Here is a 15,674-nt window from a genome sequence, read left to right as displayed (position 1 = left end):
GCTAAGCATTGTGCTTAGCGGTCTCATTTTTTTAGTTCAGTTCGGCTAAGTGATAATCAGCTGATTCAAGTCGATTGACTAATGGATCTTGAAGATCAGGAGCCATGACATACAACTCATGCATAGCACGACTGCAAATGGTATAAGCAGTAGATAGATTAGTAGCGGAAGAATGATCCGAGTAATGAAAAAGTGCGAAAGCAACATCAAATTCTAGTCCTTTAGCTAATTGTACAGGAATAACAATAACTGGATGATGAGTGCTATCCGTATCTTTTAGTACTAAACTACTGTCGATCCCAGCGGTTGTTAACTCTTCATGGAAACGTACAGCTTCAGCGTAATTTTTGCTGATGAAAGCTGTACGCAAGCCATTTATTTGGCTATCAGAAACTATTTGTTTTAGATAATCCCAATAATGCTCGTTGTTAGCTGTTAAAATCAATTCTGGTTTTTTACCTTCACGAAAAGGCGACTCAGCAGCAGCTTTTTCTTCTAAAAAGCGATTTGCGAATTGAGTGATTTCATTTGTAGAACGGTAACTTGTTAACAACTGATAGCGTTGAAAAGAATTTCCAGTAAAGATGGTATCTAAATCGTTAAAAGAGATTCTTTTCATCAAAATATTTTGATTTAAGTCACCACTCATAACAAAATTAGCCGTTGGATAAAAATCTTTCAGCATTTGCAATTGGAAAGGAGAGAAATCTTGTACTTCATCTAGGCAAATGTATTTGAATTTAGTACTACTGATGGGACCGTGCATCAATTGGAATAAGCTATAAAAAGCATCCAGGTCTTCTAATACCATTTTTTTATGAGCCATGTTCGTTACAACTTGTTGGATGTGTTCTGACCACATCTCTTCATCAATTGAGAATTCTTTTAGAGAAAGCAATTTAGGTACTGCTTTTAAGAAATGAATGTATTGATGTTGGTAGCGAATAAAAGCTAATTTTTTGATTCTTTTAATTACTGGTGAATAAGCTGCATCCATAATTGAATCGATCAATGTTTCTTCAGCTTTTTGTTCATTTTTTGATTCACTTTCGTGTTGGCGCAACTCACTGTCAGACATAGAAAGCATCGCATCTTCGACCCATTTAGACGTTCGTTGTGTTCTTTTGAGCTGCTCTATTTTTTGCAGTAATTGTGTTTGAAGAAGTCCTAATTTGCTGGCTAAAGTACCTTTGCTTTCAATGCGGTAAAAGAGCTCTTTGATTTCCTCTTTTGAAATAAGAATCTCACCTTGAAAAGATAGAGAAGCAAAACGCATGTAGTTCATTTTCAATTGATTTGTATAATGTTTTAAAGCGACTGAAAATTGAAGACTTCCTTTTAGTAAAGTCACTTTAGATAATTCTTCATCTTGGTTAGAAATAAGGGTGAATTTGGGAACTTTTTGATTCATGAACTCAGGGAAAGTATGACTGGTAACGTTCATTTCACCCAATTCAGGTAATACTTGTGAAATATACGTTTGAAAAATTTTATTGGGTGAGAACAAAATGATTTCAGATGCTCTTAATTGATCCCTAAAAGTATAAAGTAGATAAGCAATCTTTTGCATCAACACAACGGTCTTCCCAGATCCAGCAACACCTTCTATTAAAGTGATTTTAGCCGAAATATCTCGAACGATTTGATTTTGTTCCTTTTGAAGTGTCGAAATAACGGCACTCATTTGATAAGCGGATTTATCTTCTAGGGCCTCAAGTAAGTATGGATCACCCATTACATTATCTGTATCCAACATTTGAATGATTTTTGCCTTACGAATTAAAAATTGACGTTTCAACTCAATCAAAAGCTCTAATTTTTGTTCTCCAATATTCAAAGGAATTGTGTCACCAACATTGCCTTCATAGTATAGCGAAGCAATAGGTGAACGCCAATCGACAACTAAATGGTCGTATTCATCAAAGACAGAACTGATACCGATATAGATAGTTTCTTGTCCAAATTCATCTTCATAATCAATTCGTCCAAAGTAGGGATCCTCTACCATTTTTTCTAAAGCCACAACTCGATTTTGGTTTTTTAATAATGTTTTACTACGGATCATTAAATCTTGTTCAACTGCCCGTAACTCTCCGGCTGATTCCCACATGCTTTCGCTTGAACCTTGATTGATTTTAATTTCACCGGATTCTTTTAAACGTCTTTTTTGTTCAGCACTGTCGTGTTTAACTGTTTTTTTTAATTGATCCAATTCAAGTTGAATCTTTTCAACAACGGTATGGACGCGTTGTTGTTCCATAGATTGGCTATCTTTCAATGAAAAAAACTCCTTTCGAAAACTGAAAAAATAAAGAAAAATTTATTCAACTCATTTTTAACGCAACTAGCAGTATACCACCCAATAAGCTTGATTGCTATAAGTGGTTTTGATTCTATTCTAAAGAGTAAAAATTATACAAAAGACTATACACTATTTAAAAGATACATTCATTTATGGTGCGTTAAAATAAATTTTATTTAGAAAATTTTGAAAGAGAACGTTTTGCTTAGAGTGTACTCTAATTGATAGAGTCTCTAGATAATCTTTTATGCCATCACCCAACATTAAAATAGAACTATCACTCTTTTAAAAAAAGAAGTAAGGCTTGAGCAGGTTTTTGTAAACGCTATATAAATGTGATACATTAATCGTGAGTTTAAAAGTACATTGCTAAAAAAAATATAGAAAGAGGGAATTTTATGTTTAAGCACACGAAAATTTTACAGTATAATGCTCTACCCGATAAACCAGATGCTTTAATGGCACGTCGGTTGCAAGAAAATCTTGGTGGCCACTGGGGTGAAATGACCGGAATGGCTGCATATTTATTTCAAGGGTGGAATACAAGTACTCCTGGAAACGAAAAATACAAAGACTTATTATTAGACACGGGGACAGAGGAAATTGGACACATTGAAATGCTCGCAACGATGATTGCTCATCTTTTGGACGATGCCCCTTTAAATATTCAAGAGAGCGTTTATAATGGTGGAGATCCTGCCATTGCCGCAGTAATGGGCGGTATGAATCCACAACATGCTATTGTAAATGGTTTAGGTGCTAGCCTTCAAGATGCTAATGGTAACCCTTGGACAGCTGCATATATGGAATCAAGTGGAAACTTGCTGGCTGACATGCGTTTCAATATTACTCGTGAATCTATGGGACGACTGCAAGTTACTCGTCAATACCATTTGACAGAGGATAAAGGAGTTCGCGATATGTTGAGCTTCTTAATGGCGCGTGAGACTCAACACCAATTGCAATTTATGCAAGCAGCGAAAGAATTGGAAGAGAAATATGGGGTAGTAGTTCCTCATGGTACAGCTGATTTACAACATTCGGAATTCAGTCATACACTTTATAATTTCTCTGAAGGTGATGAGTCTAGAGAAATTGTTGAAGGCAAAATAGCCAGAGATGGACAACCGTTCAAGTATGAAGAAGGAAAAGCCATGGCTGAAAAACCTGTTAGTAACCCAAGACCTGAAGAATTGAGAAATACAGATGTTGATCAAATAATCGAAGAGGGAAGAAAAATTATCGAAAATGATCCTGAGTTAAAATAATCAAATAGAATTTTTCGAGAAACTGGAAAAAAAGGCACTGACCCCCAAAAGTTAGAGTAAAATCTAAACTTTTGGAGGTCAGTTTTTATATTAGGATATGCTTGAAAACTGATTATTAATAAGACCAATCTGGTTTCCGTTATAATAAAAGAAAACAGGAGTGATCATGATGAGTAGCGAACGTTATGAACTGACTGATGTTCAATGCTGTTTTATGGATCGCTAGAATCGGTGTTGCATGGCAGGATACCGGTTTATTGGAATCTCTTTTTATAACCTTAAATTGTGAGGCGGATTACGAAAATTTGAGTATTGACTTAACCGTTGTAACGGCGCACCAACAAAGTGCCGGTGAAAAAGGGGTAAAATTCTGGCACTTTGCAACACATCGGCAAAAGCAGTGGTGGCCATATGGACTTATGTGAACACTCATAAAGGGACCTACACCATTCCACCTAAGAAAAACACGAAAGAACTTTGTCTACATCGCGGCTATTTTTCTATTAACGAAATAGTTTTAAAACACGCACTAAATACAGTTTGTTAATCAAAAAAAATCGACTACTTTTTAATTGGCCAAATTTTTTTATCTGTAGTGTTAGATTGAGTACTCAATCTAACTAAATGAGTGCGTTACTTTTCAATTAAAGTAAGAGATAATATATAGAGACAAAGTAAGATTTTTTTATAGAGGAGAGGATGGTTACATATGAAGAAAAGTTACGCTAATATGATACAAATTTTTTTTGAAAAAACATCGAACTTTATGGCAAATTTTTTTCTTCTTTTAATTTTATACAATTATTTCTTTGTAAGAAACAATTCAATCATTAGTATTACGTATAAAGAATTATACATTATTGTATTCGTAAGTAGTATATTAGGTGTTTTCTCATTACTATCTAAAAAAAATAAGATCAGTAAATAATAAAGTAGAAGGTGGTTTTTTAAATGGGGGTAGGTTTATCAATCTTTTGTTTTCTTATGATTATTATAGCTGTCACAAAAAATAAACAAAAAAAGTGAGATCAATATTTTTTTAGGACTACACTACTTTACATAAATAGAACTATTTTTCAGAACATGAGTGTTAAACATAACTGACTAAAAGTAATAGTATTTAGCTAAAGAAAAGAGGCGGTATTCTTGTTTGCAATGCAACCATTCTACGCTATCGTAGTGGGAATTATTTATATTGGAAGTATTTATTTATTAATCAGAAAAGAAAAAAAGTATATTAATTATAGTCTTACTATGTTGGCATGTATTCTTCAGTCATCATTTCTGTTTCTCTGGTTCAGAGAATCTATTTTTTTAATGACTAGCCGAGATGTAGGATTTCAGGTGTATGCAAATTTTTCTACATTTGTTAATATTTCATATTTTGTGTTGTTTATACCCCAGTTAGTTATTTTTGCATGGTATGGACTAAAAAAAATAGGCTCACAAGATCAGTTCGCCTTATTGAAAATAATCTTTCAATTTTTTTATGTAGGTGCATTAATTGGAATTTTAATACTAGGACAACCTATCTTTGAAATTTTATATTATGGATTCGCTCCTTGAAGTATACTAATTAAAAAAACTTATGTGGAAATGGAATTTATTTTTTAGTTTTTGTTCTAAATACATGAAAATAGATAGATTAAAGCATTCTTAAAAACAAAAAAAGTAACCGTTAATTTATACGGTTACTTTTTTGTTGAATGTAAACCAATGGTTGCGTTATGTAAACTGTTGGGTGCTATGTATAGAGTATTTTTTATTATATAATTAATTCAATATTAAAGGAGGTTGGACATTAAATTTTAAAGAAATTATTATTGATACGTAACTTAAAAAAATTCATGTTTAGAAGGATAACTTATCTTTAGATATGACAAGGAGAATTCATATGCAGTTTCCATTAAATATTTTTGTTGCAGTCGTAATCTCTGCAATACACGTTTTAGTCTGTTTCGCCCTTAGATTACCTAGTAAATACAAAAAGCAGTTTCATATTTACTCTGTTGCAGTCAATTTAATCTTTATTGTATTCCTATTAGGTTTTTCTATATTTTTCAAAACATCTTTGCCTACTCAAGGAATAAATATTTACTATAATGGTTTAGCTACACTGTATTTTTTATTATTTATCCCTTTAGGAGTAGTTTTGATACTGCTGTTTAAGAAATTAATAATGAACGCAGATATCTATTTAATTTTTTTGAAATATGTGATAATTATTGGAGCTATCGTTATATTGACAGGAATATTTGTTCTAGGATATGCCCTTTTCATCTTAACTTTTTACGGTTTCGGTCCTTAATCTGCATAAAAAAGTAAACTTAAAAAGAAAGAATGGAGAGAAGGCGGTCTATGATAAAGGCAAAAGAGTTATTGAGAAATGTGACAATATAGTCCAAAATCCGACGTACCCGTTACATCTATTTTCATAGTGCATGTAGTTCTTTGATGTTTTTATAAATTTAAGAATTGCAGGTCCTATTTAATTGATAGATAAAATTTTATAGTTTCTTGTGCTATAAATAAAGATGTAATCCTTTTTTAGAATAAGTATAGAAGGCTTTTTTTTAAAAGAATAGATATGGGAGGGAAAAATGAACTTTAAAATTGATAAGTTAAGTCAACAAAATGCTATGAAAATTGCTGACGATTGGAAATATGATGGTGAATATTCTTTTTATGATATGACAGAAGACCCAGAGGATTACGAAGAAATAATTTCGCCTTTATTAAGAGAGAATAACTATTTTCAAGTTATAAAAAACGAGGAATTTTTTGGCTTTTTTGTCTTAGAACAAACTGTTGATACAGTCGATATGGGAGTAGGTATTAAACCAGAATTGACTGGAAATAGATTAGGTGTGCAATTTATTTCATTGATTTTGAATTACATTAAGGAAAACTATTCCGTAACGACTGTACGTTTAGGGGTAGCAAAGTTTAATATAAGAGCTCAAATAGTTTATGAAAAAGTGGGTTTTACTAAAACTAGAGAATACCAGCAACCCACAAATGGAACTACATATACGTTTGTGGAAATGGAATTTATTTTTTAGTTTTTTTCAAAATACATACATTTACTTACATTATAGAAAAGAGGGATTCAGTTTGAATAAAAAATATGTACTTAAAGGACTATTGTTAATGATACTAATTCCCATAACGGTTTACTATTTTTTAAAAACACCAGGATCTGAAGTAACTTTTAGTTCAATTTTTATCCTGATTTTTACGATATTGGGGCTATATGACGAAATTACTCTATCTAAAAATAATTCAGTTAAAAGAAATACTCACCAACTAATTATAGACAGATTATTAGTTCTGGTATTGATTGTTATTTCAATGGACGTTCTTATAGCTTTTTTTGCTAACGGAATTACTATATAACTGATTATAGATAGTCTTTTATTTTGTATCTTTGATTACATGAAATTAGATAGAATAGTGTATCTATACCTTGATAGGTTATGGGATTTTTCCGCTAATTTGGTTAATTTTTGAGTGCGTTAATTCATTTTATAGAAAAACTAAATTTAAACTTTTCTGTTTCTTGTGCTGCAATGTGTATACAAAAAAAAGGAGTTGATTCTAATGACTGTAGTATCCCTAAGAATTGATGACCACGAAGATAAATTGATTAAAGAATATGCTAAAGCTAATAATATCTCGGTTTCTACTTTATTTAGAAATGCTGTTTTAGAAAAAATTGAAGATGAAATTGATTTGGGTTTATATAACCAAGCTATGTCTGAACACAAAGAAAATCCGCGAAGTATTTCTTTTGAAGATATGCTAAAGGAGTTAGCGGATTAAATCAATTCAGGTTATCAAGTAGCGTTTGAAAAAGGAGCACAAAAGGCTTTAAAAAAGATGGATAAGCACCAGTCTCTTTTAATTATGGGATGGATTCAAAAGAATCTAGTGAATTGTACAGATCCTAGGAAACAAGGAAAAGGACTGACCGCCAATCGTTCAGGAGAATGGCGTTATAGAATTGGAGATTATCGCTTAATTGCTGATATCAGTGACGAGAGAGTCCCTATTTTAATGTTAGAGATTGGGCATAGGAAAGATAGTTATAAGTGAACGACTAAAATTAAGTTTAGCGGATTAATATAAAAAATCGGTTGCTTTTTAAGTAGTCGATTCTTTTTATATGCTATTTAGATTAAGTACTTAAGAATAGAATTGCATTTTCAATGCTATCTTGTTGAGTGGCTTGAACTAGGAGTTACGATTTTAGGCACTCTTTCATTTTTTCAACAAGTACTAAAATGGAGCCATTATTAGGCACATAAAGGTTTGCTGATGGCATGATATTCAGCTCCAGTTTTGCTGTAAGTAATAATGAATAGGAGCTGAACAGTATTACCTACACTTACAATTACAAGTACACTTACAATTACAAGTACACTTACAATTACAAGTACACTTACAAGTACACTTACAATTACAAGTACACTTACAAGTGTGTCTACTTCAATATGAAATTGCTTGAAACAATATAATTAAAATCTTATTTTACTAAAGTTCTTTTTTAACAGTATAGCTAATACAATTAGTTTTTAGTTATACTTGTGAAAGGGAGGTGACTTATGGGAATCTTTAAAAGAATGATAGCATTTAAATGGCCTATATTACTTTTTGAAGCAATTTTTTTAATTGGTGGAATTTTGCTAATAACTACTGGAATTAAAATACGAAAACAAAGCAAAATCTCAGCTTTAATTAGTATAGTTATAGGGACAATAATTACAATAGTTTCACTTTATATACTTTTTTGGACATTTATAGTTGGATATAATTCTTAACTAACTGAAATTTACTAATTCTAATTGCTTAGATACATGAGACTATTTAAAATTTGTGTCAAAAAAACTTCAATATCGTTAGTATTGAAGTTTTTTGATGTTCATTCAACTATCATCGTTCATTTGTTTTATTAAATATACGTATAACTCTTTTGTTAAACCGAATGAAAGATCTTTAGACGATTCTTCAGCATGAAAGTAACCTGTCTTTTCGTATACACTTGGTAGTTCTTTATCAGTCATTGATATTAATTTTTTCCAATATGTTTTACAATAGATTACTTTAGGATGGGTAGAAGGAAATTGTTCTTGATAGGCTTCTTCTAAAGTAGTTATAAATTTAGCCCATTCAGAATAATGATCTTTCCAATTCTCTTTTTCTGTTACTAAAGCTCGCATTGAATTAAATTCTTGAATCGTAAAATGAGACTGTGCGTCGGTACGATAAAAGGTAAGTAATTCTGCAAGTAGAGTAGAATCAATAGCGGTATAGTCTGCTAATGTCTTTTCAAATTTTAACAGTTTATCTAGTTTCTTTTGTTGCGAAGAAATTTCCTTTTCTAATAAAGCTCGTTGGACATATACGTACTCTGAAAGATAAATTGTATCTTTCAAAATAATTGTTTTAATTTCATCTAATGAATAACCTAATTCTTTTAAACCTAAAATAATATAGAGTTGCTCTAAGTTAGTGATATCATAAATACGATGATTGGATTCTGTCACATTGTATGGTTTTAAAAGTCCTATTTCATCGTAATAATGAAGTGTGCGTATTGAAGCTCCAGTCATTTTTGATAATTCACCAATTCTAAAGGTTTCTTTCATGAGCTATACTTCCCTTCCTAGTAATAACGATAATTCCTTTGGAGTATAGTGATATTTTTTTCCACAACTTGTACAAACCATTTCTTCTGAATGACTATTTTCAATTGACTCTATTAAGTCAGTGTGTGACCAAGACAATAAAAGTTGTCCATACATTTCTTTTGTACAATAACACTCTGTAGTGAAAAGGAAATTTGTAAGAAATAGCCATTCTGCTTCAAACTGTTGCCATAGATTTTCTGAGTGAGAGGATCTTAGATTACTTATAATTTTTTCAACTTCTCCAACGTCAGCACCAGGTAACGCTTGAACCATATATCCTATCCAATGTCCTTTAAAATAATGAGTGTAAAACGCAGTATCAATCTGTTCGCTTTGTTGAAAAAAATGCTGAATTATCTTATCAGGATCAGTTTCACTAAATGGAATTGTGCTAGTAGATTGCCCAAAGTTACTGCTTCCTTGTGTTGCGGTTAATATAGCTTCTTTTTTCTTCATTAATGTATTTACAGATGTTTCTAAACTCGCTAAACGTTCTGAAGCTAACATGTTTACAAAACCACTGCCCTCAATACTAATAGAAATCGTATTTGAAGTTCCAGGAAATTTCATTCGGATGCTAATACGTTGATAGTCATTGAGCAACCCTTTCATTGAACACCCATTAATGAGCAACTTTGTACAGAATAGTTTAAATTCGCCATTAGAATAATTAGTGACATGAGAAGGGATAGAGGCATAAGGGATTTCTACTTTATAAATACGAACTGCTTTATTAGCTGTCAAAAATTTTTTTCCAATTAAATTTTTCATATCTTCACTCCCTACAATTATCATACATCGTTACGTAACGTAAGGTTCAAGTAAAAGAATCGGATATATAAATTTAAATAGTTTCATGTAGCAATCGCGTAGGTAAAAAGCCTTGCAAAAATATTTTGCCATTTACTTTTATAGTGATCATGTTCTATGCTGCTATTAAACTTCAAAAGATCCAAGATAAAGAAAATCTAAAAACTTATAAACAAATCTTAGATTATATGGATAATAGAAAAGCAAGAAATGATCCGAAAATACAAAATAGGAAGAGAATGAACTTAGAAAAAGCTGGCTTGGCGATAGTGGGAGCTCTTATTGGATTTTTCTTAATGTATGGCGTATTATCGGTTTTCTAAATCAGCTGTAAACATGAAACTGAGTAGTTGCCTGTAAAAAATGTAGAAGATTTAGAATTTATCCCTCTTTGATAATTGTTCATTGATAGCATTCGCCAATTGATTGATTCGGTGTTTTCTCATTCTAGTGGTTAAGAAATAAAGGGTGGCAAAAATAATTCCATTTGTAACTAATCCATTCAGTGTTACAGTGACTAAGCCCATTAGACTGGCTATTACAACTAAAATAATGAACTGACCGATAAAATTAAATAAATGATAGGCCTTGTTCGAGCGGAAATTGATATAAGTAACGGCGTGTGCAAAAGAGAAAAGGACTATAATTAACATTGTTAATCCCAATACAAACCTATTTGCATCTCCTAAATAACCGAGTAATGCGTTTAAAATTATGATAAATGAAAAAACAAAGGTCATGCTATTTAAATTTTCTGAAAAGTAATGTTTCATTTTGGAACCACCTTTTTTATAATTTTGTATACTGCTTTATATCTTTCATATAATGTCGACTAATAATTAACTTTTCGCCATTTTTCAAATTTGCTTCCAAACGATAATTAGGTAAAGGGTGTACACTCTGCAAATAGTTCATATTTAAAATAGTACTTTTATTAATTCGTATGAAAGTACTATTCTTTAAGATGTTCTCTAAAGCATAAAGTTTTTCTTTGTTTTCAAACACTTCTGATTCTGTATATAAAAATGAAGTGTTATCGACACTTTCAATATAGAAAATTTCGGAACTATCTAATAGATAAATATGCTCCTCTTTTGCTCCTTCCAATTGAACCGTACCCATTTCCGCTATTTCAATAACTTTTTGAACACGCCAATCTAATACGCTATACGTAATATCAATAATCGTCTCTTTTAAACTCTTGTCTTCTTGTAAAATTAATTTCACGTTAGGCCTCCTCTTCTTATTCCTTAACTTAGTTTACCTATCGATTCATATTGATTCAATCGAATTTGTGTGACTTACATAAAATACAAAGCCACGTGCACAAAAGAAACTGTTATGGTCACCTGTTATACTCATATAACTTATTTGGCTGCAATACCAAAAAGTCACTATAGAATATTGAATCTTCAAATTAAAATCAAAAATACACTCGCAAGTATGTCTACTTCAATACATGAAATTGCTTAAAATAGTGCATATAGAACATTTGAAAAATGGACTCTTTGTATTTTCATTTTATGTAAATTAAACTGATATGTTGATATAAAATATAATGAGAAATGCTATAATATTTGATAACAACTCGTTAGGGGACAATTCAATGTTAACTAAACTGTTAGAAAGAATTAAAAAAATTGGATTAATAGAAAATGGCTCATTTATGGAGCTACCTTTGCCTTCTTGATTAAGTACCTTTTAAAATTATTTTAAATAAGGATAGGAGAAAATTGATATGAAAATAATGAAAATAATCGTTCATTTGATTGCAATTGGGAGTTTAATTTTACTTGGATTTGTATATGTTGCATACGTCAAACGTGATGGTAGCTTATTATGGGTCCCAGGTGTTTTATTATTTTTTTCTATTTGTTTTAATTGGTATCTCTATTGGAGACTATTTAATAAATTAAGTAAGGATAAAAAATGAAAACGTATAAAAGATACATAAAATTAAATAGAATCAATGAAAGAGAACCTTGATTTAAAAAAGTTCTCTTTAGTTTTTTTAAAATAAATAAGAGTTTATTAGCTAACTGCACGTTGTCTTTTTCGATAGTTTATCCGGAAGAAATAAGCTTATTAAGTAAAAAAAGATAGAAAATCACTTTGGAAAAAGTGATTTTCTATCTTTCGTAGTGCGTCCAAGCCGACCAAATAATGACTTCTTTTGCGTCATTATCAACCGAGCAAACCACTCGGTGTTGGATATTTAATCGTCGTGAATATTTATCTTTTAAATTTCGGACTAACTTCACATAAGGCGGTGGATTTTGAAATGGATTCTCTTTTAAAACTTCTATTATGCCTTTAAACTTTTGCTCTAAAGGAGCCGATTTTAAATTTTCAAGGTCTTTCATCATTGATTTTGCTAACTTTATAGAGTATCCCAATCGATATCCTCCACTGCAACAAATTCATTTGCTTGTTCACGCTGATGGATCACACCCGCTACGCCATAAGACTGAATGTATAAGGTTTCTTGAATCGCATACCAGTCTTTTTTACTGATCATAACCGCTTCATTTTTACCGGAGATATAGACGGGTTCAGTGGTTTTGTTGACGTCTTTCAGTAGTTGGTAAAAGGCTTCTCTAGCTTGGCTAGGGTTTACGATTGACACAATTTATTCCTCCTTTTAGTTTCTTACTATGTAACTTCCCTATTTAAGCACGTCAAAAAATGGTATGAATACATGAATTTGCTTGAAACGTTGTGTCGAGAATCGGATTTAATTAATGATTAATAGAATTAAAATATCTAATACCATCTGCACCAATTTCAGTATCAAAGGATAATTTTTGTTGTGAACTGAATGTTACGTATTCACCTTCATATTCGCCAAAATGATAGCTAGAATTAGTGTTTTCAGGATATCCATAAAGATAACAGATAACTTTTTTGTCTTTAACAAATACAATTTGATTCATATTGTCATTGGCAGTTTCACTTATATTATCCCATTTATATCCAACAACTTCATAGATAGTTTCTTTTGTAGTATATGGTGTAAAGCTATAAAGCGTGTCCCATTCAAAAGGAGTCCATTTTGAAAAGTCATTAATAACCATAGGATTGCTCAAATCATTAGTTAAATCTTCTAATTTATTAGCATTTATATCCCATACATCTTTTTTAAATGAACCAAAAATAAGAATTAGTGAAATAACTATACCTGAAAAAATAGTCCATAAAGCTATATTCTTTTTTTTCATAACAATCTCCATTCTAGTATGTGTTATAGTTTCATGTATCATAATTATAGATAAAGTTAATGAGAAATGGGGCTATTTAAATGATAAAAATAATTGACAATCAGAAACTCGAATTACATTACAAAGAGGGATTTGGATCATGGACCTATCACCTTAGACTTCCAGGAACAGCTGACATTAAAGGAAAATGGGGACATTTAAAAGTATCTGGTACAATTGACGATTTTAAAGTCAAAAACATTTATTTGGCTCCAAGGAAAGATGAAGATAAAATCATTTCAATTAATAAGGAAATTAGAGACGCTATAGGGAAAGGCGGTGGAGAGATAGTAACGGTAACTTTGTATTTGCATGATTAATTTACTTAGTAAATTAAATATTCTTTTTTAGATATAAAATTTACGTTTGAGAGCGTCAATAATTTTGTGTAAATAAATCGCCCTTCTGCAAAATAATCTGTTACTTAGTAAACATTGAAGCTAATGTATCGGTTACTTGTTGGAAACCTTTATGGCTTCTGTTTAGAAATTTTTGATTGTATGTATCAAAGATGGATACTAAGAAACGTTCTAATGATTCTTCATTTTGAAACTGTTCTTTTCTGCGGCTGTATTTCTTGATTTGCTTATTGAAAGACTCGATCAGATTGGTTGAGTAAATGGTTCTGCGAATACTAGGCGGAAACTCATAGAAAGTCAATAAATCTTGGTTTTCTATGAGTGACTGCGTCACTTTAGGATAAGTTTTCTGCCACTTCTCAACCATACAGGACAAGAAAGTATTCGCTTCTTCCTTTGAATTGGCTTGATAAACAGTCTTAAAGTCATCACAGATTTCTTTTCGGTCTTTGACACGTACTTTATGAGCAATATTACGAGACACATGGATACAACAATGTTGGTATTTTGCTTTTGGATAAATTTTATGAATGGTGTCTTTCATACCTTTTAAGCCATCTGTAATAAAGAGCAAGACATCTTGAACCCCTCTGGAGTTAATATCTTGTAGTAGCTCATTCCAAACGTGTGTTGACTCAGTCGGAGCAATTGCATAACTTAGTACTTCTTTAGTGCCATCTTCTCGTATTCCAATGGCAATGTAAATGGCTTCTTTGGACACGGTTTGACGTTTTAATGGAATATAAGTAGCGTCCATAAAAATAGAGACATACTTATCATTTAAGGCTCTTGCTTTAAATGCATTTACTTCTTCAGTCAGCACTTTAGTCATGTTTGACATGGTTTGTGGAGTATAGTGATGTCCATACATTTTTTCAATTAAATCAGCGATTTCAGACATCGTAACGCCTTTTATGAACAAATGGATAATGGTAGTTTCCAATGTGTCATTTGTTCTTTTGTATGCTGGTAAAGTTTGTTGTTTAAACTCGCCATTTCGATCTCTAGGTATCTCCAATGTTAATTCACCATATTCGGTTTTGATTGATCGGAAATAAGATCCGTTCCTCGAATTACCTGAATTAAAACCAGTGCGGTCATATTTTTCATAATCCAAGAAAGCTGTTAATTCTGTCCGTAGGAGGGTGTTTATCGCTCTTTCTAAGTGGGAACGGAATAATCCATTTAAATCGCCTTTAGTGACTAGTGTTTGTACAATTTCTGTAGTAAAATCATTCATAGGGAAGTCCTCTTTTCTGTGAATTGGTTGTCGTTAACTTTATTCTACAGAAGGGACTTCCTTTTTTGTATGGTTTTTATTCATTTACACAAAATATTTTACACTCTCAGCATACGTTGGGTAACATAATATGAGATACATGAAATGTCCTACCATTACGGACTCAGCAAAAGATAAACGACTTTTTATTCTGTTTAAGGCGCAATAAAAATGCGGATCGAGATGTTTTTCTCTTTTTGATCGGCATTAATAGCAGTTTATGCATGTCTGATTTCCTCAAAAAATCCCCGAATCGTTGATGAAAAACAGGCAAAACCCGTATTTTATATTTGAATAGTCTGCAGGACTTGATTCAAAACTATACAAAAAACCTAGAACCAGAGAATTATTTGTTTTCTAGTACCAAGGGTGAACATGTAGAAGTGAATACAGTCTATCCAATGTTTTAGAAGGTCGCTAAGCTTTTAGGAAGAAACGATATTGGCTCGCACACATTACGTAAGACATTAGGCTATCACTATTACAAGAAAACTAAAGACGTGGCTATTATGATGGAAATCTTCAGTCACAGCGGCGAAAAAATAAGAAAACGTTATATCGATATCAATGAAGATGAAATCAGAGAAACCTTACTTAACTTCAGATTAGGTTTCTAATTTATAAAGGTTTCTTGTACATGACTAAGGTTAAAAAAAATAATACTGTGCTATTTTTTTCGATTGTAAACGAATTGTTTGATTGAGATTGT

At 31.6% G+C, this 15,674-nt stretch carries 20 protein-coding genes and 1 pseudogene; 12 read left to right on the top strand and 9 right to left on the bottom strand.

The window, feature by feature from the left end; all coding sequences use genetic code 11:
• Positions 1-31 precede the first annotated feature (31 nt).
• Positions 32-2,278, bottom strand: a complete 2,247-nt coding sequence (gene helD / locus BLT48_RS06840; protein ID WP_226776570.1) for an RNA polymerase recycling motor HelD — start codon at positions 2,276-2,278, stop codon at positions 32-34.
• 422 nt (positions 2,279-2,700) lie between these two features.
• On the opposite strand from helD, the gene BLT48_RS06835 reads away from it, so the two are divergent.
• The 8 genes from BLT48_RS06835 to BLT48_RS06790 all read left to right on the top strand — a co-directional run bounded on the left by BLT48_RS06835 (position 2,701) and on the right by BLT48_RS06790 (position 8,390).
• On the top strand, positions 2,701-3,570 hold the full coding sequence (locus BLT48_RS06835) for a manganese catalase (RefSeq protein ID WP_089976499.1): 870 nt from the start codon (positions 2,701-2,703) through the stop codon (positions 3,568-3,570).
• Between the two features lie 1,146 nt (positions 3,571-4,716).
• Positions 4,717-5,136 carry a hypothetical protein gene (locus BLT48_RS14050; RefSeq protein ID WP_089976492.1) on the top strand — a complete coding sequence of 140 codons (420 nt, stop codon included), beginning with the start codon at positions 4,717-4,719 and terminating at the stop codon, positions 5,134-5,136.
• A gap of 328 nt (positions 5,137-5,464) precedes the next feature.
• Complete coding sequence (locus BLT48_RS06815) at positions 5,465-5,878, top strand: hypothetical protein (RefSeq protein WP_089976489.1); 414 nt, start codon at positions 5,465-5,467, stop codon at positions 5,876-5,878.
• A gap of 292 nt (positions 5,879-6,170) precedes the next feature.
• Positions 6,171-6,632: a GNAT family N-acetyltransferase gene (locus BLT48_RS06810; RefSeq protein WP_089976487.1), complete on the top strand. Its 462-nt coding sequence runs from the start codon at positions 6,171-6,173 to the stop codon at positions 6,630-6,632.
• A gap of 52 nt (positions 6,633-6,684) precedes the next feature.
• Positions 6,685-6,966, top strand: coding sequence for a hypothetical protein (locus BLT48_RS14045; RefSeq protein ID WP_035020341.1), 282 nt, complete (start codon positions 6,685-6,687; stop codon positions 6,964-6,966).
• 204 nt (positions 6,967-7,170) lie between these two features.
• Positions 7,171-7,392: a type II toxin-antitoxin system RelB family antitoxin gene (gene relB, locus BLT48_RS06800; RefSeq protein WP_035020339.1), complete on the top strand. Its 222-nt coding sequence runs from the start codon at positions 7,171-7,173 to the stop codon at positions 7,390-7,392.
• Positions 7,393-7,665, top strand: coding sequence for a type II toxin-antitoxin system RelE family toxin (locus BLT48_RS06795; RefSeq protein ID WP_089976485.1), 273 nt, complete (start codon positions 7,393-7,395; stop codon positions 7,663-7,665).
• Positions 7,666-8,174: 509 nt separating this feature from the next.
• Positions 8,175-8,390, top strand: coding sequence for a hypothetical protein (locus tag BLT48_RS06790; RefSeq protein ID WP_035020336.1), 216 nt, complete (start codon positions 8,175-8,177; stop codon positions 8,388-8,390).
• A 105-nt stretch (positions 8,391-8,495) separates the two neighbouring features.
• On the opposite strand, the gene BLT48_RS06785 is transcribed toward BLT48_RS06790, so the two are convergent.
• Positions 8,496-9,218, bottom strand: coding sequence for a MerR family transcriptional regulator (locus tag BLT48_RS06785; protein WP_089976481.1), 723 nt, complete (start codon positions 9,216-9,218; stop codon positions 8,496-8,498).
• Positions 9,219-9,221: 3 nt separating this feature from the next.
• On the bottom strand, positions 9,222-10,031 hold the full coding sequence (locus tag BLT48_RS06780) for an Hsp33 family molecular chaperone HslO (protein WP_035020334.1): 810 nt from the start codon (positions 10,029-10,031) through the stop codon (positions 9,222-9,224).
• Between the two features lie 143 nt (positions 10,032-10,174).
• Between BLT48_RS06780 and BLT48_RS06775 the strand changes: the two genes are divergently transcribed.
• Entirely contained in the window at positions 10,175-10,393 is a 219-nt protein-coding gene (locus BLT48_RS06775) for a hypothetical protein (protein WP_244885810.1), read from the top strand.
• A gap of 51 nt (positions 10,394-10,444) precedes the next feature.
• On the opposite strand, the gene BLT48_RS06770 is transcribed toward BLT48_RS06775, so the two are convergent.
• Together BLT48_RS06770 and BLT48_RS06765 are read right to left on the bottom strand one after the other, a co-directional pair.
• Positions 10,445-10,843, bottom strand: a complete 399-nt coding sequence (locus tag BLT48_RS06770) for a hypothetical protein (protein WP_035020332.1) — start codon at positions 10,841-10,843, stop codon at positions 10,445-10,447.
• Positions 10,844-10,859: 16 nt separating this feature from the next.
• Complete coding sequence (locus BLT48_RS06765; RefSeq protein WP_035020331.1) at positions 10,860-11,297, bottom strand: LytTR family DNA-binding domain-containing protein; 438 nt, start codon at positions 11,295-11,297, stop codon at positions 10,860-10,862.
• Between the two features lie 511 nt (positions 11,298-11,808).
• On the opposite strand from BLT48_RS06765, the gene BLT48_RS06760 reads away from it, so the two are divergent.
• A complete protein-coding gene (locus BLT48_RS06760) occupies positions 11,809-12,003 on the top strand; it encodes a hypothetical protein (protein WP_035020329.1) in 195 nt (64 codons plus the stop codon).
• Between the two features lie 196 nt (positions 12,004-12,199).
• On the opposite strand, the gene BLT48_RS06755 is transcribed toward BLT48_RS06760, so the two are convergent.
• From BLT48_RS06755 to BLT48_RS06745, 3 genes are all read right to left on the bottom strand, one after another.
• Complete coding sequence (locus tag BLT48_RS06755) at positions 12,200-12,466, bottom strand: Txe/YoeB family addiction module toxin (RefSeq protein WP_035020327.1); 267 nt, start codon at positions 12,464-12,466, stop codon at positions 12,200-12,202.
• The gene (locus tag BLT48_RS06750; RefSeq protein WP_035020325.1) at positions 12,451-12,696 is read right to left on the bottom strand and encodes a type II toxin-antitoxin system Phd/YefM family antitoxin; all 246 of its coding nucleotides are present in this window, start codon (positions 12,694-12,696) and stop codon (positions 12,451-12,453) included. Before BLT48_RS06750 ends, BLT48_RS06755 begins: the two co-directional genes overlap by 16 nt.
• 112 nt (positions 12,697-12,808) lie before the next feature.
• Positions 12,809-13,288 carry a hypothetical protein gene (locus tag BLT48_RS06745; protein ID WP_089976478.1) on the bottom strand — a complete coding sequence of 160 codons (480 nt, stop codon included), beginning with the start codon at positions 13,286-13,288 and terminating at the stop codon, positions 12,809-12,811.
• Positions 13,289-13,368: 80 nt separating this feature from the next.
• Between BLT48_RS06745 and BLT48_RS06740 the strand changes: the two genes are divergently transcribed.
• Positions 13,369-13,647 (top strand): DUF1905 domain-containing protein, encoded by a 279-nt coding sequence (locus tag BLT48_RS06740; protein ID WP_035020323.1) that lies wholly within the window; start codon positions 13,369-13,371, stop codon positions 13,645-13,647.
• Positions 13,648-13,747: 100 nt separating this feature from the next.
• On the opposite strand, the gene BLT48_RS06735 is transcribed toward BLT48_RS06740, so the two are convergent.
• On the bottom strand, positions 13,748-14,926 hold the full coding sequence (locus BLT48_RS06735; protein WP_035020322.1) for an IS256 family transposase: 1,179 nt from the start codon (positions 14,924-14,926) through the stop codon (positions 13,748-13,750).
• 173 nt (positions 14,927-15,099) lie between these two features.
• Between BLT48_RS06735 and BLT48_RS06730 the strand changes: the two are divergent.
• A pseudogene (locus BLT48_RS06730) lies at positions 15,100-15,582 on the top strand (tyrosine-type recombinase/integrase).
• Positions 15,583-15,674: the final 92 nt, after the last annotated feature.

This window comes from Carnobacterium viridans, assembly GCF_900102725.1.
GTDB classification, from domain to species: domain Bacteria; phylum Bacillota; class Bacilli; order Lactobacillales; family Carnobacteriaceae; genus Carnobacterium_B; species Carnobacterium_B viridans.
Note: the sequence above shows the minus strand (reverse complement) of the source record. Positions and strands in the feature narration are given on the sequence as shown.